This window comes from Prevotella sp. tf2-5, from assembly GCF_900115435.1.
In the GTDB taxonomy this organism is placed as follows: domain Bacteria; phylum Bacteroidota; class Bacteroidia; order Bacteroidales; family Bacteroidaceae; genus Prevotella.
The window spans coordinates 294029-314819 of sequence record NZ_FOWK01000003.1 but is presented as its reverse complement, the minus strand read 5'-3'; the positions used below and the strand labels follow the sequence as shown (position 1 = coordinate 314819).

Here is a 20791-nt window from a genome sequence, read left to right as displayed (position 1 = left end):
AGCATTTTTATGACGTTTGCCCTCATCATCATAGGTTCCATTATAGCACTCGGTGTGATTGCCGCCCTTCTCTCATGGGGTGACAAAGATGAGCCTGTCGTTAAGAGTGAAGGCGACTGTAGTTCATGCAGCAGCAGGGCAGAGTGCAAGCTCGCCGACCTTGTGAAAAAAGGTGAGAGGAAAGAAGAGAAAGGAGAATGTAACGAAAGCCGCCACAGTGTCTTGGGTGTGATATTGGTGTTCTCTCTCCTCTTACCTCTCTCCTCCTTCCTCATGACCAGCTGCTCTACTAAGAAAAACACAGCAAGTACCCGATGGTGGCATTCATTCAATGCCCGCTATAACACCTACTTTAATGGTTCTCAAGCATTCATCGAGGGCAGTCTGGAGAAGGAGAACGGTAACAAAGACGATCATACACAGTTGATTCCACTATATACGGTTGCCAACAAAAACAGCAAGGCACTTGGCAGTGGACAGTTTGACCGTGCCATCGAGAAGTCAGAAAAAGCCATCCGCCGACATACCATCAAGGCACGTCCTGTATGGAAAAAGTCACGAAGGAAGACCCAGAAAGACATTGAGTGGCTGAACCGCCGGGAATACAACCCCTTCCTCTGGCGTGCCTGGCTGTTGCTGGGCAAGTCACAGTTCCAGAAAGGTGAGTTTGAGGAGGCATCTGCTACCTTCGGCTATATGGCACGACTGTATCAGACACAGCCTGTCATCCTGGCACGTGCCAGAGCGTGGCAGGCAAAATGCTATGCGGAGATGGACTGGCTCTATGAGGCAGAGGACCTGATTACCAAACAACGTCGTGACTCCATCCCCAGTCGGGCTGCGGCAGACTGGGACTATACCCTTGCCGACTACCATATCCGTAGTGAGCACTGGCCGGAAGCAGTCACTTTCCTCCGCAAAGCCATCAAACATGAACGACGCAGGAAACAGCGTGCCCGTATGTGGTTCCTGATGGGACAGATAGAGTCGTTGCAAGGACACCGTCAGGAGGCATATGATGCCTACCGTCATGTCATCCGTCTCAGTCCACCCTATGAACTGGAGTTCAATGCACGTATCGCCCAGAGTGAGGTGATGGCAGCCACAGATGCCAAGAACACCATTAAGAAACTACGCCGCATGGCTGCCTCAGACAACAACAAAGACTATCTCGACCAAGTATACTATGCCATTGGTAATGTCTATTTGGCACAACATGATACCCTCCAAGCCATTGCCGCCTATGAGAAAGGTAACAAAGAGGCGACACGAAGTGGTACGGAGAAAGGTGTGCTGCTGTGGCAATTAGGAAACCTTTACTGGCAACAAGAGAAATACAGTGACGCACGGAGGTGCTATGGGGAGGCTATCGGTCTTCTAGACCAAGACCGCCCGGGTTATAAAGAGCTGGCACAGCGATCGAAGGTGCTTGACGAACTGGTACCCTATACAGATGCCATTCATCTACAGGACTCCCTCCAGGTATTGGCGAACATGCCCGAGGCAGAACGTAACAAAGCCATTGACCGTGTCATAGAGGCTCTTATTAAGAAAGAAAAAGAGGAGAAGCGCAGGCAACAGGAAATGGAGGCGGAACAGCAACAGATACAGAACGGGGGAGATAACATGCCTCAGCCACAAACCACTAACCGCCCCGTCACTCCGACTACCCCACAGAGCAATCTCTGGTATTTCTATAACCCTCAGGTTGTTGGTCAGGGAAAGCAACGCTTCGAGCAGCAATGGGGAAAGCGCCCCAATGCCGATAACTGGCAGCGCTCCAACCTCACCGTTCTCAAGCTAGACGCAGGAGATACAGAGAATCCTGAGGTTCCGGATAGTCTGGAGAATGTGGAGAGTCCAGAGATCTCTGACTCTCTCGCCACCACCCCCGACAGTATCTCCTCTGACCCTCATACCCGTGAGTACTACCTGGCACAAATACCATTCACAGAGGAACAGAAAGCCGCCAGCGATGCCATCATCATGGAATCATTGCTAAAGGCAGGTATCATCCTCAAAGACAAACTCGACAACCTGACTCTCAGTCACAAGATGCTCTACCGACTCGTCAACCAATATCCTGATTACGAGCATAACGACGAGGCATGGTATCATCTCTACCTTATCTATGCCCGTCAAGGAAGATGGGCGGAGGCGGATATGGCACTCGAACAGATGAAGCAGCGACATGCGGAAAGCCAATGGACCATCCTACTCTCCGATCCTTATTATGCAGAGAACCAACGTTTCGGACAACATATCGAGGACTCGCTCTATGCTGCCACTTATAATGCCTTCCGTGAGGAACGATATAAAGAGGTGGAGACGAATGTGAGACTGTCGGCAGAACGATTCCCTAACGGAGAGAACCGCGCCAAGTTCCTGTTTATTGAGGGACTGAGCCTGCTCAACAACAACCATGCGGACAGCTGTGTGGCACGGATGCGCCAGATCGTAGAGCAATATCCACAAAGTGAGGTCAGCGAGATGGCAGGACAGATCGTGAAGGGTGTACAACAAGGAAGGAGGCTACAAGGCAACAGGATGACAGCCGCGGATATCTGGCGACAGCGTCAGAACCTGGAGAATCCCAATGACACCTCTGCGATCGACACGCTCAGTACTCAGCGCGATACCCGCTATACCTTTATCCTCGCCTACTCACCCGACAGTGTCAACCAGAATCAGCTGTTGTATGATATCGCGAAATACAACTTCACCAGTTACCTCGTCCGTAACTTCGATATCAATATCGATACCGACGGACCTATCAGCCGTATGATGGTAAGCGGTTTCCGCAGCTATGACGAGGCACTGCAGTATGCCCACCAGCTCTTCGCCAACTTACAGATGAAGCAACGGCTTGCCGGATGTAGGCAAATTATCATCAGCGACCAGAACCTGCCGTTGCTGGGTACGGTCTTCAGTTACGACGACTACGACATCTTCTTCCATGAAGAACTGGCTCCCGTGGAGGTCACCAAGCAACAATTGCTCCTACAACCTGACACCATTGTGGAGGAACCTGACGAAGAGGACGCACCGCCTCAGCAACAACAGAATGACGATGACGACCTCTTCAACTCAGACGCACCTCCACAGAACGTAGAGCCTGTCGACTTCCCTGACGATTTCTTCAGATAGTTTTTAGGGAAAAAGTACACCATAATAGGGGAAGATTTACCCGTCGTTCTCCCTACACGTAATTTTTCAAACCCTTGTCACCGTTGCCGCCTTGCAAAAGTATTTGATTGTCAAGCGATTGCAGGTGACAAGGACGAAAAATCGTTGCCGCTAGTTGCCGCTAAATACCGTTTTTGCCCCTAAAATGGAGTAAAAAAACGTGGTTGTACCCCCATACTGATGATTGTTTTTGGGAGAGAGAAGGCACTCCGATCGATTATTCCAAGCATTGGGATCAACCATCCCAGGCATAGGGATCTTTTATCCGAACTAAGGGGATAACTTGTTCCACCCTATGGAACAAGTTATTCCACCCCATGGAACAAAGTGTTCCACCCTATGGAACAAACAGGAAGGTGGCACCTCCGTGGGAGTAAGGTGAATACAGATGGATGGCTATTTTATTCATCTCTTTTTCTTTTAGTTTACTTGTTTATTTGATTTATTATTCAAATAAGAACCTCACAGTCTCTTCAAACTCATCAATTGCCATCCTCAACTTAGGGTTGTCCTTCCTTACAATATCACTAGCCTTGATACTTATCTCATAGTCTACTCCATAGTCTGTATGGAAATAGTACAAATGGGGAAATCCTTCTATTTGAACAACAGAATAGGGAGCTTTACGATTAACGTTTTCTATGTTTACAACTCCAAACAATAGGGCGAAAAGTTCAACATTCATCCTGCGAGATAGACACAGGGGATTAGCTTTTTATTCCGATGCCTCCTATCTCAGTAAATTCACTGAATTTGGTGAGTAAATTCACTAAAATTTACTTTCATAGGAGATAGTGGCGTCAAAAGGGAACGGCATTTAGCGGCAACTAGCGGCAACGATTTTTCGTCCTTGTCACCTGTAATCACCTGATTATTAAACAGTTTTGCAAGGCGGCAACGATTGCAAGGGTTTTAAAAATTTCATGTAGGGAGGGGTTAGTTGGAGGTTAGTGAGAGAATAGTTGGAGGTTGAGTCAACCTCCAACTATTCTCAATCCCTTTGTACAAGGGCATTTGAGCCACATCCAGTGGGAATGATAGATTCCCATGCTGGGAAAAAGTCGGAAGGTGCCGCCTTCTTCAGACAGGATATGGATGAAGAGTATACAGATGGTATGCTATCATGCTCAGAATATTTGCCCTTACAAGGGTTATATCTTAATTCCGAAAAAAACATAAACGAACCCGTGACTTGACATTGCTTCAACTCGTGAGTATTCATATCTATAGCCAATTCCGACAACACCTGCAAAATTTGACTTTCCAAGTCTTTGGTTAAGGGCAAGAGAGAGGTCATAGAATGTGTATTTCCAGTCCGGATTACCCAAAGTTCCTCCCATTTTTACTTTTAAAGGAATCGTGGTATTATCCCTATCTATGATGTTATAGACCAAGCCTCCGGATAAGCCTGTACTATTAAAGTAAGTTTTACTTTTATTTGCATGATAAGACAACATCTCGAAACTTCCCAATGCATAGATATTTCTATAAATACTGATGGCAGCGTCAAAGTTATAACCATGCATCGTCATCCCCTTATTACGAAAAGCCGTGAGTGCATTCACTTCTAAGTTCAACCTTACAGAACCTGGGCTTCCTTGTCCACATGCACCAGATGTACAAACTTCATCACCAGCGTGACAAGCCACAGAAGATAGTATGGTCATTAATGATATGATGGCTATTTTTTTCATCTCTTTTTCTTTTAGTTTACTTGTTTATTTGATTACTTAGATTTTGATTTCCGAGTGCAAAATTAAGAACGGAGGACAGAGATTCCAAACATTTAGCGTTGCAAAACGTCCTTGATGTTGCAAGCAAGAATCGATAATAACAGATTACGAATCAGCGTGTTGCATTAAATGCAACGCATTTGAAATACACTATTTTGCAACACTTTCAACGCTAAAAACTGCAAAAAATGCCATCTTTAAACAAAAAAGTCGTACTTTTGCACTAAATATGTAAGCAATGAGAATAACGATATATCTTTTAACTGCACTATTTTGCTTTATAACCACCTGCTGTCAACAAGACAGCATGATACAGCAATTAGTAGAAATAGACAGCATTGCTAACAAAGAAGGGGACACAAAAGCATTAGAACTTATTAATAAAATAGAGCCAGAAATGATTGACAACGAGGAATGCCTCGCCTATTATTGGTTTCTTAAAATAAGATCAGAGATTAGACTCCAAAAAAGGATTAAGTCAGCAGACCCTTTAGAAATACCTATTAATTATTACAAGCATTATCATAACTATAGTAAATTGGTATGTGCTTATGGCTATAAAGCCCAAATATTAACTAACATAGGTGATTTAAAGAATGCATCAACATCACTTAAAGAGGCAGAATTATTAATTAAGCATTTGCCAAACAATCCTGAATTAGCAAACTACATATATTATAACTTAGGTAACATAAATTATAAGGCAAAAGAATATGATTTAGCCCTCAAATATTGTAAACTATCACTTAAGGCTTCCTACCAAATGAATAGTAAACACAATATGGCATATGCATTGATGGGGATTTATAATATTTACGCTGATATAGATAATAAAGATTCTTCCAATTATTATCTACAAAGATGTATTTACCAACTCAATGACATACCAGAAAGTAATCGTTCCCCTTTTTACGCAAACATTGGCAATGCTTTCATCGACAAAGACATAAAACTAGCAGAAGATTATCTTAACAAGTCTGTGGAAATCAAACCTAATGAATTTGCTTACAGAGGTCTTGCCCGTATCTATTATAAAAAAGGAGAACGGGACAAGGCTGTTGAGATGTGGCACAAGGCTCTACAGACAGACAACCTATATCTGAAGACGGAAATACTTCAGGCATTTTACAATAGTCAACGGGAGGAAGGAGCTTATAAAGAAGCAAGTGAGACGGCAATGCAAATTGCCGAACTGAAAGACAGTATTGCCCAGAAAGAGAAAGACGAGGATATCCGGGGACTACAGGAACAGTTTGAGCAAGAGCAGAAACGGAAATCAGAGAAACATCTTTTCTATGTTGTCGTCTCTGCTATCTGCATACTCTTGTCGATAGCTACTGCTATTTCTGTTTACCTTCTCTATCGCAACACAAAAGGAAAGAAAAAGCTCGCAGAGACAATACGGCATCTTGAAGGATATCGTCACCAACTTAAAGTGTTGGAGCAAGAAGGAAAACCAGACAGCAAAGAGGTAGAGAGGCTGCATCAGAAAATAGCAGAGCTGCAAGCGAGACAGGGAGCTTTGTTACAGAATGGGAAAGAACGCTACGAGGAGATTGAGCAAGGGGGTACCACCCTACGATGGAGTCGCAGCGACTTCGATGACTGCATAGAATATTACAGGACTGTGGACGCTCCCTTTGTCACTCACATGGAACAAGACTACCGCCATTTATCTTCCAAGTACATATTCTTTGCACTAATGGAACACTTAGGGAAGACTGATGAAGAACTGCAGCACATAATGGCTATCAGCCAGAACACGATACGCTCTTACCGCTCACGAATTAATAAAGCACAGATTATCACCTCTTAATAAAAAATAATAAGTTATGACAAACGGACTATTACTTTGGGCTGACGACGAGATGGAGCTGCTCCGTCCACACCTTCTTTTCTTGGAGAAGAAAGGCTATGAGGTCGTCACTGTCACCAATGGAACAGATGCTATTGAGGAATGTCGCCAACACACTTTTGACTTGGTCTTGCTCGATGAGATGATGCCGGGCTTAACAGGATTGGAGACCCTTCAACGAATCAAGGAAATCCAACCTACCGTTCCCATCGTGATGGTAACCAAGAGTGAAGAGGAGGACATCATGAACCAAGCAGTAGGACAGAATATCGCTGACTACCTCATCAAACCTGTCAATCCCAATCAGATATTACTCACACTCAAGAAGTTTATCCATAGAAGGGAAATAGTGGCAGAGGTGACCCAGACAGCATACCAACAGCAGTTCCAACAGATGAGTATGCAGATGATGGACTGTAGGACATGGGACGATTGGACGGAAATGTATCGACAACTGGTACGTTGGGAACTGCAACTCTCTGCCACCGACTCTGCTATGGCGGATATGTTGCGGATGCAGAAAGAAGAAGCGAACATCGGCTTTGCCAAGTTTGTGAAGAAGAACTATATGAGTTGGCTGGGACAGCGGGAGATGATGATGAGTCCCGATGTCTTTAAACTGAAAGTATTCCCCACCCTCTCCACAGGAAAGAAAGTCTTCTTCATCGTCCTCGATAATTTCCGTTACGACCAATGGAAGACCATAGAAACAGAACTCTCAGACTTTGAAATTGACGAGCAACTCTATTGCAGTATCCTGCCTACGGCAACACAATATGCACGAAACGCTATCTTCTCCGGTCTGATGCCAGACCAGATAGCGCGCATGTTTCCTGACCTCTGGGTGGATGAGGATGAGGAAGAGGGTAAGAACCTCAATGAAGCACCCCTTATCCAGACACAGATAGACCGATACAGACGACACGACACGTTCTCCTATCATAAGATCAACACGACGGATGATGCGGAACGCTATATGAACCTGTTTCCCTCTTTGGAGAAGAACGACCTCAACGTGCTGGTCGTCAACTTTATCGACATGTTGTCACATGCCCGTACGGAGTCCAAGATGGTACGTGAACTAGCACACGATGAAGCCGCCTACCGATCACTGACCGTGTCGTGGTTCCGTCACTCCATCATGTCACAACTGTTGCGACAACTGGCGCAAACCGACTATCAGGTCATTATCACGACAGATCACGGTTCTATCCGTACTAATTCTCCCGTTAAGATTATCGGAGACCGCAATACCAATACCAATCTGCGCTACAAGCTCGGAAAGAATCTTTCCTATGACGACAAAGACCTTTTCGTCATCAAGGATCCACAAAAGGCTTTCCTGCCTTCTCCGAATATCTCTACAAGTTATGTCTTTGCCACGGGTGACAAGTTCTTCGCCTATCCCAACAATTACAATTATTACGTCACCTACTACCGGAACACCTTCCAGCACGGAGGTATATCGATGGAGGAGATGATCATACCATTCATCACACTAAAAGGAAAAAACAGATAATCTATGGAAATCAGAATAAACAGTTTAGACACCATCCGAGAGGCTGCTCGCGAGTTTATCAATCATATCGGAGAGGCACGTGTCTTCGCTTTCTATGGTAAAATGGGAGCTGGGAAGACGACCTTTGTGAAGGCTATCTGCGAAGAACTGGGGAGTGAGGACGTGATAACCAGTCCAACCTTTTCCATCGTCAATGAGTATGGGATTTCCAATCATAAAAAGTCCTCCCTCAACAGGGAGGATTTTGGAGGGCCTATTTACCACTTTGACTTCTATCGTATCAAAAAACTGGAGGAAGTTTATGATATGGGCTATGAGGAGTATTTCTATAGCGGAGCATTATGTCTGATAGAATGGCCAGAGCTGATAGAAGATATCCTACCCGATGATGCTGTTTGCGTCACTATAGAAGAACAAGCAGACGGGAGCCGGTTGGTATCTTGGTAAAATAAAAAGGCGAGGTGGGTTCCTCGCCTTTTCTCTTACAACAGAGACTCAAATTTCTCCTGGATCTTCGCTTTAGGTTGAGCACCGACTATCTTATCAACGACCTGACCACCCTTGATAAACACGATTGTCGGGATGTTACGGACTCCAAACTCCAAGGCAAGATCCTCATTCTCCTCTACGTCACATTTACCAACGGTAATACGGCCGTCGTACTCCTCCGCCAACTCGGAGATGACAGGACCTACCATACGGCAGGGACCACACCAAGTTGCCCAGAAATCAACTACTAATGGCTGATTGCCATTCTTCAGGTTCTCAAAATTCTCAGCTGTGATTGTTACTTCCATAGTCTGATTGCTTTAATATAATATTAATAATGTATAGAATATCTACTGCAAAAAGCATGCCATGAATACTAGTTTATCTTATAGTCCAGTGCCGGTGTCTGCTCGATGAAGTTCACAAGGACACTCTTGACATCCACGAACTTAGATGTGCTCCTCATCAGCACATGATTCTTACCTGTACTGTCCGCCATCTGGAAATACAGTTTGGTCCTCCCCGGGTTGGAGTTGATCAGTTCTCCCAAATCCATAACGATCTGATCGTCCAGCAAATCCGTGGTCATCATAATAGTGATACGGTCTATTGCTTTCTCTTTGACAGACTGCAACAGTTCCACATTTGACACCTTCAACTCTTTCTGATCACTAAACTGGAAGCGGGGAGCCATCTTACCCGTGACATAGACAGCTGCACCAAGAAGGAACTTACCGTTGAGGTTCAGCCAGTCATCTCCAAAGAGCATCAGTTCCCCTGAGCCCTCAAAATCCTCCAACGTGATAATACCCCATGGCTTGTTGTTCTTTCCGATACGTGTCTGTACATTAGTGACAATACCCCCCATTGTGACATCGTCACGATCAGTCATCGCCGCACAACGGTCTGCCAACTCGGCACAACGAGTGTTACACAGATTATTAAGCACAATCTTGTATTCATCCAACGGATGGGCAGAAAGATAGATTCCCACATAGTCACGTTCCTTGTTCAACCGTTCGATATCACTCCAGCGTGGAGCTTCCGGGATGGGAGGTGTCGCGATATCCACCTCATTTTCCCCACCGAACAAAGAGTTACGCATCTCCTGCTGCTCCATCTGGTATACCTGTCCATAACGCACCAAGGTATCGAGGAACACCTCACCCTTACTATTCTCCCCGAAGAAATTCTCACGGGGAATACCAAAGCTGTCGAAGCCACCACTCAAGGCAAGACTCTCAAACGCCTTGCGGTTGACACAAGAGAAATTGATACGCTGGGCAAAATCGAAGATACTCTTGTAAGGACCATTCTTCTCACGCTCATCAATGATGGCTTGTGCCACATTGTCACCCATTCCCTTGATCGCGGCAAGTCCGAAACGGATCTCCCCTTTCTTATTCACACCGAACTTCAGGTATGACTCATTGACATCAGGACCCAACGTGGCAATACCCATTGCCTTACACTCATCCATCAGCTTGGTGATCTCCGTAATCTGGTCACGACGACGACTCATAATTGCCGCCATGAACTCCGCAGGATAGTTCGCTTTCAGATAAGCCGTCTGATACGCTACCCATGAATAACAGGCGGCGTGCGACTTGTTAAAGGCATAAGAGGCGAAAGCCTCCCAGTCTGCCCATATCTTCTCAAGGATTTTAGGATCGTGGCCATTTTTCTTTCCACCCTCGATGAATTTAGGTTTCATAGCATCGACGATATCCTTCTTTTTCTTACCCATCGCCTTACGCAAGGCGTCACTCTCACCACGGGTGAAGTCAGCGAGCAGACGAGAGAGTAGCATCACCTGCTCTTGATAGACCGTGATACCATAAGTATCCTTCAGGTATTTCTCCATAACAGGGATATCATACGTTATCGGCTTCCGTCCATGTTTACGGTCAATGAAATCCGGTATATATCCCATTGGTCCTGGTCTATAAAGCGCATTCATCGCTATGAGATCCTCAAAGACAGTAGGCTTCAACTCACGTAAGTACTTCTGCATACCGTTCGACTCAAACTGGAAAGTACCCACCGTGCGTCCTTGCTGGTACAGTTCAAAGGTCTTAGGATCATCAATGGGAATATGGTCGAGATCGATGTCGATACCTCTGTGCAGTTTGATATTGGCACATGCCTCCTTCAACTCCGAGAGAGTCTTCAAACCCAGGAAGTCCATCTTGATCAATCCCGTTGACTCAATGACATGACCATCATATTGGGTACAGTTCGTCTTCTGGTCTTTGAAATCCGGGTCATCAGCAGTAGACACAGGTACCCAGTCGCTGATAGGATCACGACAGATGATAAAACCACAAGCATGGATACCCGTTCCCCGCACTGTGCCCTCCAGCATCTTGGCATACTTGATGGTATTGCTCAGAGCCTTATCAGGTGACGCCTCAGCTTCACGAAGTTTAGGTACAGCCTTGATGGCATTGACAAGATTCATTTTCGGAGTCTTACCGTCCACATCAGGCAAACGGTCTGGAATAGCTTTACACAAATCATTTGATACGGCAATAGGTACTTTCTCCACACGTGCCACATCCTTGATGGAGTTCTTAGTCGCCATCGTAGCATAGGTGATGATATGAGCACAGTTCTCATGACCATACTTATCCTCTACCCATTTCAACACCTTGCCACGTCCGTCATCATCGAAATCCGTATCAATATCAGGTAACGAGATACGGTCAGGATTCAGGAAACGCTCGAACAGCAAGTCGTATTTCAGCGGGTCTATCTTCGTGATACCCAAGCAATAAGCGACTACAGAGCCTGCGGCAGATCCACGACCAGGTCCCACCATCACGTCCAACTCATCACGTGCAGAATTGATAAAGTCCTGTACGATGAGGAAGTAGCCAGGGAAACCCATCGTCTTCATGATATGCAACTCAAAGCGGATACGGTCATCCACCTCTTTTGACAAAGGCTGAGGATAACGCTTGGCAGCCCCCTCATAAGCGAGTTTCGCCAGATAGTCAGCCTCGAACTTGATACGATATAGCTTGTCATACCCACCCAGCTTCTTGATTTTCTTCTCGCCCTCCTCTGGTGACAAGGGGTTCTCCCCATTCTCATCACTGGTGAACTCATCATAGAGCTGCTGCTCCGTGAATTTCTGACGCCACTGTTCCTCCGTTCCGAAAGACTCCGGAATGGGGAAGAAAGGCATGATCGGGTCATGATCCAGACTATAGATCTCTACCTTATCGAGAATCTCCAGTGTGTTAGAGAGTGCCTCAGGAACATCGGAGAAGACCGCATTCATCTCTTCCTTTGTCTTAAACCACTCCTGTTTAGAGTACAACATTCGCGTCGGGTCATCCAAGTCCTTGCCAGTCGACAAGCACAGCAGATGGTCATGTGCCTCCGCATTCTCCTGATCCACAAAGTGAGCATCATTCGTACAGACGAGTTTGATACCATACTCACGTGCCAGTTCTATCAACACCTTATTGGCTTTCTGCTGCAAAGGGAACGTCTCACGATTGGCACGGATGTTGGGGTCCGTCACCTCATGACGCTGGAGTTCCAGATAATAGTCATCACCAAAGAGACCATGATACCACTCTATCGCCTCACGGGCTCCAGCGATATCACCATTCAGAATCTTATGAGGCACCTCACCAGCGATACAGGCAGAGCAGACAATCAGTCCCTCATGGTATCTCTCCAAGTCGGCACGATCAGTACGAGGTCGCATATAATAGCCGTCCACCCAGGAGTTGCTGACCAGTTTGATCAAGTTCTTATAGCCTTTATAGTTCTTGGCAAGCACGATCAGGTGATAGCCACTCATATCCTCCTTGCCACGCCTCAACTCCTTGGCACCGTTACGAGACACATACATCTCACAGCCAAAGATGGGTTTGAAAGGCTCCAAGCCCTCCTTCTTACGCCCTTTGTTGATACCTCCTACATAATCATGGAACTCCTTGATACCGAACATGTCACCATGATCGGTAATCGCCATGCCTCGCATGCCGTTACCAATCGCCTTGTCCACCAGTTTCTTGATACTCGACTGACCATCCAGTATCGAGTAATAAGTATGTACGTGTAAATGTATGAAGTCTTCCATAAAGATATTCTTGCAAGTTTTGAGGTTCAAAGATACTGTGAAAAAATGAAATATCCAAAAAAAAATCCAATTATGAATTATGAATTAAGAATTATTTCGTATCTTTGCATGTTGAATGGAAACAAACCATATTACTACTCATGGGAGAAAGAATCCAGAAGATTAAGAGACTTAAGAAAATCAGAATACATCGCGAAGGCACTAGCGAACTGTTTTACAGTGCCATTGCCATCCTTATTATATGTACAGGATTATGGTATCTGCTATATGCCATCAGTCCAATGACCAGCCATATTGTCATGCCTTTTGTCTGTGCCGTTCTGGTGGCTGCATGGCTGATGACGCTGAACTTCTACCGTTGTCCTATACGATATTTCAATGGAGACACGGAGAATCTCGTCGTAGCCCCTGCCGATGGAAAGATCGTGGTGATAGAAGAAACAGAGGAGCATGAGTATTTCCACGACAAGCGTCTTATGATATCCATCTTCATGAGTCCGCTTAACGTGCATGCCAACTGGTTCCCTGTTGACGGCAAGGTGAAGTTTGTCAAGCACTTCAACGGCAACTACCACAAGGCCTGGCTTCCCAAGGCGAGTGAGGAGAACGAGCATGCCGACATCATGATCACCACACCCAATGGAGAAGACATCCTGGTGCGTCAGATCGCTGGTGCTATGGCTCGTCGCATCGTCACCTATGCCAAACCCGAGGAAGAGTGTTATATCGACGAGCATTTAGGGTTTATCAAGCTCGGCTCCCGCGTGGACGTGTTCCTTCCTGTTGACGCGAAGCCCTGTGTCATCATGAACCAGCCCACGACAGGTGACCAGACTGTTATCGCGAAACTGAAATAAACGATTGTTGATCATCATGAAAAAGCATATCCCCAATACGATTACCTGTTGCAACCTCATCTCTGGGTGCATCGCTACCTTTTGGGCATTCCAGTCTGACTACCAGATGGCATTGCTGTTCATCGTGATTGGTGCCGTCTTCGACTTCTTCGACGGTATGAGTGCTCGTTTGTTAGGAGTATCCTCTCCCATTGGCAAAGAGCTCGACTCCCTTGCCGATTGCATCACCTTCGGTTTTGCGCCCTCTGCCATCGTGTTCAGTTTTCTTTGCTCTTCTCATATCCATTTGCCGTATGTTCCCTTTTTGGCTTTTATCATGGCGGCATTCTCCGCACTACGTCTTGCCAAGTTCAATCTGGACGAGCGCCAGGCGTTAGGGTTCATCGGACTGCCCACCCCTGCCAATGCCCTCTTCTGGGGGTCACTCATCGCAGGAAGCGGTGAATGGATCGCAAACATACCATATGCCCCATACCTGATCTTGCTGGGAACATTCATCAGCTGTTATCTACTAATCAGCGAGATACCTATGTTCGCCCTGAAGTTCAAACATTGGGGATGGAAGGGTAATGATATCAAGTACATCTTCCTGCTCACTTGTATTCCACTCCTCATCTTTTTACAGATCAGTGGACTTGCCGCCATCATCGCATGGTATATCATCTTGTCGATCATGGCATCAAAACGACTCTAATAACTAAAATCTACATACTATGAAGGAGAATATGGGAGTCCTTGTCTTCGCGTTTTTTGTCATTGTCTTCATCCTCTTGCTGACAGGTGGGAAAATCATCCGTTATCTCAAGAAGGCAAAGCTGGATGCGAAGAAAGCCGCTGACGAGAAAGAGCAGAATTATCGTGATGAGACAGGACGCCAGCAACGCCAGTATCACTATAGTGGACAGACGGCTACTCCTAAGGGAGAAGCCAAGCCTCGTGCCGAACAGGAGAAAGAGACTGTGGAGGAGCCTATAGAGGTACACACCAGAACTGCTACTGGTGAGACCATTATCGACCGTCGTACGAGACGGGAGAATAAGAAGATCTACGAGGAAGCTGAAGGCGAGTATGTGGAATTCAGCGAGGAATAAGCTGCTGACTTAGAGTCAGCAACCCTGTCGACTGGAGTCAACAATGTTGTCGACTGGAGTCAGCAAGTCTGTTGACTGGAGTCGACAACCGTTTAGGATGCTTCAAACACTTACGAACAACGGCTCTTCACCGTGCTTAGGCTTAGGGATGCACCAGCGTTCCGATATCCTCGCCCGCCATCACCTTCTTCAAGTTACCCACGATATCCATGTTAAACACATAGATAGGCAGGTTATTGTCCTGACACATACAGATAGCAGTAAGGTCCATCACCTTCAAACCACGTGCCAGCACCTCCTTGTAAGTAATCTCATTGAACTTGGTAGCGGAGGGATCTTTCTCTGGGTCAGCCGTATAGACACCATCCACACGAGTACCTTTCAGCATCACGTCAGCCTCTATCTCGATACCACGCAGACTAGAGCCCGTATCTGTCGTGAAGTAAGGATTACCCGTACCAGCGGAGAAGATACAGATATAACCCTGTTCCATCGCCTCGATAGCCTTCCACTTGGTATAGAACTCACCAATCGGCTCCATACGGATAGCCGTCATCACCTTGTTTTTCACACCAATAGCCCCTAATGCCGAACTAAGGGCAAGGGAGTTAATCACTGTGGCGCACATTCCCATCTGGTCGCCTTTCACACGGTCGAAGCCCTTCTGTGAGCCGCTTAGTCCGCGGAAGATATTACCACCGCCGATGACTATACCAATCTGGACACCCATCTCACTCACTTCCTTGATCTGACGGGCATAGTCACTCAAACGCTCCGGGTCGATGCCATAGCCCTGTTTTCCCATCAAACTCTCACCAGAGAGCTTCAGGAGGATTCTCTTAAATCTTGCCATAATACTTTTTTTTTTAATATTTCGATATTTCGATATTTCGGGATGACGACATCAGATGACGAATTGAATCTCTTTAAACGCATAGCGGCATTGCTGACCGTTCTCTTTGCTGAGCACCAGATGCCCGTCGTCCTCCACATCCTTGAACTCCGCCATGAATGCTCCGTCTTTGTCGCAGTAGGGATGGAACCCCTTGCGACGATAAAGCATATTGACATATCGCGACTTGACATCCTTATTAATATATAAGGAGAACCTGTCGAGGATACTCCTCAACAGCGTTTCCCTGTCTGTCTCATGCCCATGGATCTGCCATAGGGAGATAGGGTTGGGCGCATCACTATGGAACTGGCGCTGGTTGACATTAATACCCACCCCGATGATGCTGTCCTTGATCGTCTGACCCATCAAACGGTTCTCAATCAATATCCCACCGATCTTTGCGTTACGCCAATAAATATCGTTGGGCCATTTGATACTCACGTCACCAATCTGCTCCCCCAAGGCGTCAGCTATTGCCAACGACACAGCCATAGAGATCTGGAACTGACGATTGGCTGGAATATCCTGGGGATGATAAAGAATGGAGAATAACAGGTTCTTTCCTCGCTCTGACTCCCAAGAGTTGGTACCCTGTCCCTTGCCTGCTGTCTGGTAATCAGCCCAAACGACCTCACACGGGGACAGTCCCTTTGTGAGGGGGGCGCTCACAAGGGGACTGTCCCCGTGTGAGGTGAGCAAGCGGTTGGTAGAGTCCGTCTCAGCAATATGTATGATTTTCCATTCCATGGTGCAAATATACAATTTTTTTCGTAACTTTGCAACATGACAGCAGAAGAACAACAAAAAAAAGACGAGCAGTATATGCGCAAAGCACTTGCGGAGGCGCGACAGGCATTGGAAGAAGGTGAGATTCCCATTGGTGCCGTTATCGTATGTCAGGACCGTGTCATTGCCAGAGCCCATAACCTCACAGAGACCCTGCACGATGTTACGGCACATGCTGAGATGCAGGCAATCACCGCTGCAGCCAACGAATTAGGAGGGAAATACCTCACGAGCTGCACCCTCTATGTCACCATAGAGCCTTGTACGATGTGTGCCGGTGCCCTCGGATGGTCACAGATCAGTCGTATCGTCTATGGGGCAGAAGACGAGAAACGGGGCTACCATCAGTATGCCCCGCATGCGCCTCATCCCAAGACGATTGTCACTTCCGGCATTCTGGAAGAGGAATGCCGCCAACTGATACAGGATTTTTTTCGTAATAAGCGAGTCAGATAAGACGATTGATGATTTCCAAGCACTTCTGACCGCTAACGGGTTTCGTCAGGAACTCGTTACATCCTATTGACTCTGCCTCTTCCCTGTCACTTTCGAAAGCACTTGCCGTCAAGATAATGATAGGAATATCCGGATGATTCTTCCTGATTCGGCGAGAAACCTCAATACCGTTAATAACGGGCATCTTCAAGTCCATGATGATGAGGTCGGGAGCATAGCTCTCCACCATATCCACCACTTCCTGACCGTTACGAGCCCTATCGAACTCGTAACGGTTTTTCAGGATATACGTCATCAGCAGGTAATTGCTGTCATTATCTTCTGCTATTAAGACACGTTTCATGACTCAGTCTTCAAAAAAGAATTAATAGGTAGCACCCTCATGAGGCTCCTCACCAGGTACATAACCCTTCCAACGCCATAGCTTTGTCATATCCTCCAGAGACTTACCCTTGGTCTCAGGAACAAGTCTCCATACGAAGATGGCAGCAATCACACAAATCACGCCATAAAGCCCATAGGTGAACCAGTGACCGAAGTCGTCACCCTCTGTCAGATGCATATTGAACATCGGCACGAAGGTAGAGCTGACGATGAAATTGAAGATCCATTGGAACGCGACAGCGATAGCCACAGCGGCACCACGGATGGTATTGGGGAATATCTCTGCGATGAGTACCCAGCAGATAGGTCCCCACGAGAACATGAACGAGGCGGAGTACACCATGATACTGATAGCAGTAACCATCTCCATACCTGCCTTGCCGAAAGTAACGGCAACACCGAAAGCGCCCAACGCCATTCCTAACGAACCCCAGATCAGCAAAGGCTTACGTCCCCAACGCTCTACCGTGAATATGGCGACGAGGGTGAATGCGATATTCACGATACCCATAAAGACGGTGATGACCATCGGGTTCTCCATTCCCATATCACCGAAGATACGAGGTGCATAGTAAAGAACAGCATTAATACCCACTGCCTGCTGGAATACAGAGAGCATAATACCTATGAAGATACACAACGCGCCATAGGTCATCAGCTTCTCCGTCTTCTGCACCAGTGTCTCCTTGATGGCATTCAGGATGAACTCACCACGGTCCGTACCGTTAATCTTAACCAAGACCTCCAAGGCTTGCTGATCTTTACCCACAGAAACCAAATAACGAGGTGTCTCAGGCACAAGACTGATGAGCAGGGCGAAGAGTCCTGCAGGTATAGCCTCGCTTCCGAACATATAACGCCAACCTGTCGTCACCGTCCATTGGGCAGCAGGAGCAAAGGCAGCAAAGCCCTTACCCATATCTTCCACCAGTGGCTGGATATGATCGCCCAGTATGAAGAAATTCACAAAATACACGACCAACTGTCCGAAGATAATTGCAAACTGGTTACAGCTCACCAGCATACCACGGATGTTCGACGGAGCCACCTCACTGATATACATCGGACAGATGGCAGAGGCGAGTCCAACACCAATACCGCCTATCACACGATAGAAATTAAACATGATGAGCAGTGAGTAAGTGGGCTCACCATACGTAAAGAACAAGAACTCCGGATCCATCGAGCCTAAGGCTGATATGAAGAACAGGATTCCTGCGATGACCAATGAACGCTTACGACCGAAATTGGTGGCAAGATATCCAGACAAAGCAGAACCGATAATACAGCCGATCAATGCTGAGGCTGAAGTGAAGCCATGCCAACCATCGGTGTAGGTAAAGTCCTTTGCCTCCGAGAAGAAAGCCTGAAGACCTTTCTCCGCTCCAGAGATTACTGCGGTATCATAACCAAAAAGCAGACCGCCCAGTACGGCGACCAGTACAATAGAAAACAGGTAGGACGAGCTACCTCTCTTTTGATATTCCATACTTTATTGTGTTTTTAGTTTAATGGGCAAAGTTAATGTAAAGGCGGTACCCTCCTCCGATGTCTTGTCAAGCGTAAGTGTACCACCCAGTTTCCCAACCGTCTCCTTGCAATATGCCAGTCCGAGTCCCAAACCCTGTTTGAACTCATCTACCTTCATGAAACGGTCGAAGATAGAGTCCACCTTATCGGCACGAATGCCGCAACCGGTGTCCTCAACAGTGAAGAGCATGTGTTCCTCCTTCTTTCTCAGTGTCAGTTTCACATATCCCTGCTCTGTGAATTTCGCAGCATTATCCAACAGGCAATCCAACATCTGCAACAGACTGTCGCCATTGGTACAAAGAATAGTACCCATACCACCTGTCTGGTCTTCAAGCATCACCTTCACCTTGTCAGGATCCACACTGGGCATTGCCTCTATAGCCTTCCGACAGATGTCAAGGGCATCCGTATCCTCCACCTCCTTCAGCAAGTCCTTGGAGCTCTCATTAGCCAGCGCCAACATCTTGTTCACGAGTGATGTGATCTGACGTGTATTGTCACCAATGGTCTCGACAACCTTTTGTCGCTCCTCAGGTTCCACGGCATTCACATCTCCCATCATCACCTGGGTGAAGCCATTGATAATATTAAGCGGTGTACGGATCTCATGACTGACATTACGGATAAACTCCGTCTTCATCTCATCCGCTGCCCGTGCCTGACGGTTAGCTATCTCCAACTGACGGTTCTTCTCCACTAGTTTCCGTTGATACCTCATACGCAGGATAAATGCCATCACAAGTGCTATTACCATCAGCAGAGCCAACACAAAAGCGATGGTTAGGATGATATTCGCACGTTTCGTGGCTGCCTGTTCCGCCTTGATAAGATTAATCTCCTCATCCATATTCTCGATATTCTCCGCAATGGTGATACCAGTCACGGAGTCACGGATATGCATCAAGCGCCTTTGAGTCGTAAACGCTTTTTCATAGTTACCCTGATAGCGCAGAATATCCGACTTAACGATATAACGGTCTTTGTGGTTTGGGATACGCTCTATGGCGACATAGACACTGTCGTACTGGTTCTCAAGAGCCATCTGATATATGGAGAGATAAAGCATAAAGGATCCTTTTTCCCCCGTATTGTTCAGGGCGTCATGCTCCAATGCGAGTTTCTGACATGCCCAGAACTGACTGATATCATGCAACTTGAAACACGTCATCGCCTTAAAAGCATAGGCATTGGCAAGGTTACGATGGTAACGGGGCAATTCCTTATGCCGCTCCACCTCTTCAATATCCTCGTTTATCCAATGCATCGACTCCCTGTATTTAGAGTTCATGTAGATATGCGCCATACCAAGGTAGAGGGTGCTCAGACCTGTCTTCTCATATCTCGTACCCTTGATAAGTTCGATTGCCTTGATAAATTCTCTGCTGGCACCACTGACATTGCCACAAGCATTATAAACCTGCCCTAACATATTGGGAAAGAGGAACTGCTCGTCTTTTCCCTTCTGACCATAAAGCAGGTCCTCTTTCATCAGCTGTACGTCATGATAGGCATCTCGGATGTTCATACGGTCGAGATTATAGACAATACGACAGACCCATGCGTTATAATATGCATCATTATCACCATCAGCCTTGGCATGTTGCTGGTAGGCTTTGCAAGCATTGTAAACGACTGCCGTGTCTTCCTGTCCACAAGATCCCCACATCTCTTTCTGTAACCGCTTGTGTTCCAATGTGTCCTTACACTGCGGAGTCTCTGCCGACACTTGTGATACCGACAGGAAAACTATTGCCACGAGCAATAGTCTGAGACGAGGGCTTAGATTCATCCGTTCAGGTTTTTAGAAAAACTTTGCAAATATAACGTTTTTCCATGAAACCTCCAAAAATTATCATTAATTATCCGACATTTTTAAATAATGTTTCCTCAAGTCAACTTTTTTACTTA

General features: G+C 46.5%; 17 protein-coding genes. 8 read left to right on the top strand and 9 right to left on the bottom strand.

Annotation, left to right across the window (positions count from 1 at the left end; translation table 11 throughout):
* Window positions 1-9 precede the first annotated feature (9 nt).
* Window positions 10-3147 (top strand): type IX secretion system periplasmic lipoprotein PorW/SprE, encoded by a 3138-nt coding sequence (locus tag BM257_RS05060; RefSeq protein WP_092069140.1) that lies wholly within the window; start codon window positions 10-12, stop codon window positions 3145-3147.
* A gap of 484 nt (window positions 3148-3631) precedes the next feature.
* Here BM257_RS05060 and BM257_RS05055 read toward each other — a convergent pair whose 3' ends face one another.
* Both BM257_RS05055 and BM257_RS05050 read right to left on the bottom strand, forming a co-directional pair.
* Window positions 3632-3871 carry a hypothetical protein gene (locus BM257_RS05055; protein WP_092069137.1) on the bottom strand — a complete coding sequence of 80 codons (240 nt, stop codon included), beginning with the start codon at window positions 3869-3871 and terminating at the stop codon, window positions 3632-3634.
* 466 nt (window positions 3872-4337) lie between these two features.
* On the bottom strand, window positions 4338-4880 hold the full coding sequence (locus BM257_RS05050) for a hypothetical protein (protein WP_143096754.1): 543 nt from the start codon (window positions 4878-4880) through the stop codon (window positions 4338-4340).
* A 346-nt stretch (window positions 4881-5226) separates the two neighbouring features.
* Here BM257_RS05050 and BM257_RS05045 point away from each other — a divergent pair, with 346 nt between their 5' ends.
* Genes BM257_RS05045 through tsaE form a run of 3 tightly spaced genes read left to right on the top strand, consistent with a single transcriptional unit; the run spans window position 5227 to window position 8740 of the window.
* Window positions 5227-6735 (top strand): tetratricopeptide repeat protein, encoded by a 1509-nt coding sequence (locus tag BM257_RS05045; RefSeq protein ID WP_143096753.1) that lies wholly within the window; start codon window positions 5227-5229, stop codon window positions 6733-6735.
* A gap of 16 nt (window positions 6736-6751) precedes the next feature.
* The gene (locus tag BM257_RS05040; protein ID WP_092069129.1) at window positions 6752-8293 is read left to right on the top strand and encodes a T9SS response regulator signal transducer PorX; all 1542 of its coding nucleotides are present in this window, start codon (window positions 6752-6754) and stop codon (window positions 8291-8293) included.
* Window positions 8294-8296: 3 nt separating this feature from the next.
* Window positions 8297-8740 carry a tRNA (adenosine(37)-N6)-threonylcarbamoyltransferase complex ATPase subunit type 1 TsaE gene (gene tsaE / locus BM257_RS05035; protein WP_092069126.1) on the top strand — a complete coding sequence of 148 codons (444 nt, stop codon included), beginning with the start codon at window positions 8297-8299 and terminating at the stop codon, window positions 8738-8740.
* 35 nt (window positions 8741-8775) lie between these two features.
* Here tsaE and trxA read toward each other — a convergent pair whose 3' ends face one another.
* Both trxA and dnaE read right to left on the bottom strand, forming a co-directional pair.
* Window positions 8776-9090, bottom strand: coding sequence for a thioredoxin (trxA, locus tag BM257_RS05030; RefSeq protein ID WP_092069123.1), 315 nt, complete (start codon window positions 9088-9090; stop codon window positions 8776-8778).
* Between the two features lie 68 nt (window positions 9091-9158).
* Complete coding sequence (gene dnaE / locus BM257_RS05025) at window positions 9159-12881, bottom strand: DNA polymerase III subunit alpha (RefSeq protein WP_092069120.1); 3723 nt, start codon at window positions 12879-12881, stop codon at window positions 9159-9161.
* 140 nt (window positions 12882-13021) lie between these two features.
* Between dnaE and BM257_RS05020 the strand changes: the two genes are divergently transcribed.
* The 3 genes from BM257_RS05020 to BM257_RS05010 are packed head-to-tail and all read left to right on the top strand — an operon-like array spanning window position 13022 to window position 14829.
* Entirely contained in the window at window positions 13022-13738 is a 717-nt protein-coding gene (locus BM257_RS05020; protein WP_092069117.1) for a phosphatidylserine decarboxylase family protein, read from the top strand.
* A 16-nt stretch (window positions 13739-13754) separates the two neighbouring features.
* A complete protein-coding gene (gene pssA / locus BM257_RS05015; RefSeq protein WP_092069114.1) occupies window positions 13755-14432 on the top strand; it encodes a CDP-diacylglycerol--serine O-phosphatidyltransferase in 678 nt (225 codons plus the stop codon).
* A 19-nt stretch (window positions 14433-14451) separates the two neighbouring features.
* Window positions 14452-14829, top strand: coding sequence for a DUF4834 family protein (locus BM257_RS05010; protein ID WP_092069111.1), 378 nt, complete (start codon window positions 14452-14454; stop codon window positions 14827-14829).
* A 142-nt stretch (window positions 14830-14971) separates the two neighbouring features.
* On the opposite strand, the gene pyrH is transcribed toward BM257_RS05010, so the two are convergent.
* Window positions 14972-15682 (bottom strand): UMP kinase, encoded by a 711-nt coding sequence (pyrH, locus tag BM257_RS05005; RefSeq protein ID WP_092069108.1) that lies wholly within the window; start codon window positions 15680-15682, stop codon window positions 14972-14974.
* Between the two features lie 51 nt (window positions 15683-15733).
* On the bottom strand, window positions 15734-16471 hold the full coding sequence (locus BM257_RS05000; protein WP_092069105.1) for a biotin--[acetyl-CoA-carboxylase] ligase: 738 nt from the start codon (window positions 16469-16471) through the stop codon (window positions 15734-15736).
* 36 nt (window positions 16472-16507) lie between these two features.
* Here BM257_RS05000 and BM257_RS04995 point away from each other — a divergent pair, with 36 nt between their 5' ends.
* On the top strand, window positions 16508-16966 hold the full coding sequence (locus BM257_RS04995; RefSeq protein ID WP_092069102.1) for a nucleoside deaminase: 459 nt from the start codon (window positions 16508-16510) through the stop codon (window positions 16964-16966).
* Here the strand turns inward: BM257_RS04995 and BM257_RS04990 are convergent.
* Genes BM257_RS04990 through BM257_RS04980 form a run of 3 tightly spaced genes read right to left on the bottom strand, consistent with a single transcriptional unit; the run spans window position 16959 to window position 20672 of the window.
* Window positions 16959-17309, bottom strand: a complete 351-nt coding sequence (locus BM257_RS04990) for a response regulator (protein ID WP_092069100.1) — start codon at window positions 17307-17309, stop codon at window positions 16959-16961. The two genes, BM257_RS04995 and BM257_RS04990, sit on opposite strands and share 8 nt — an antisense overlap.
* Window positions 17310-17330: 21 nt before the next feature.
* On the bottom strand, window positions 17331-18839 hold the full coding sequence (xylE, locus tag BM257_RS04985) for a D-xylose transporter XylE (protein WP_092069097.1): 1509 nt from the start codon (window positions 18837-18839) through the stop codon (window positions 17331-17333).
* 3 nt (window positions 18840-18842) lie between these two features.
* Window positions 18843-20672, bottom strand: coding sequence for a sensor histidine kinase (locus tag BM257_RS04980; RefSeq protein WP_092069094.1), 1830 nt, complete (start codon window positions 20670-20672; stop codon window positions 18843-18845).
* Between the last annotated feature and the right edge of the window lie 119 nt (window positions 20673-20791).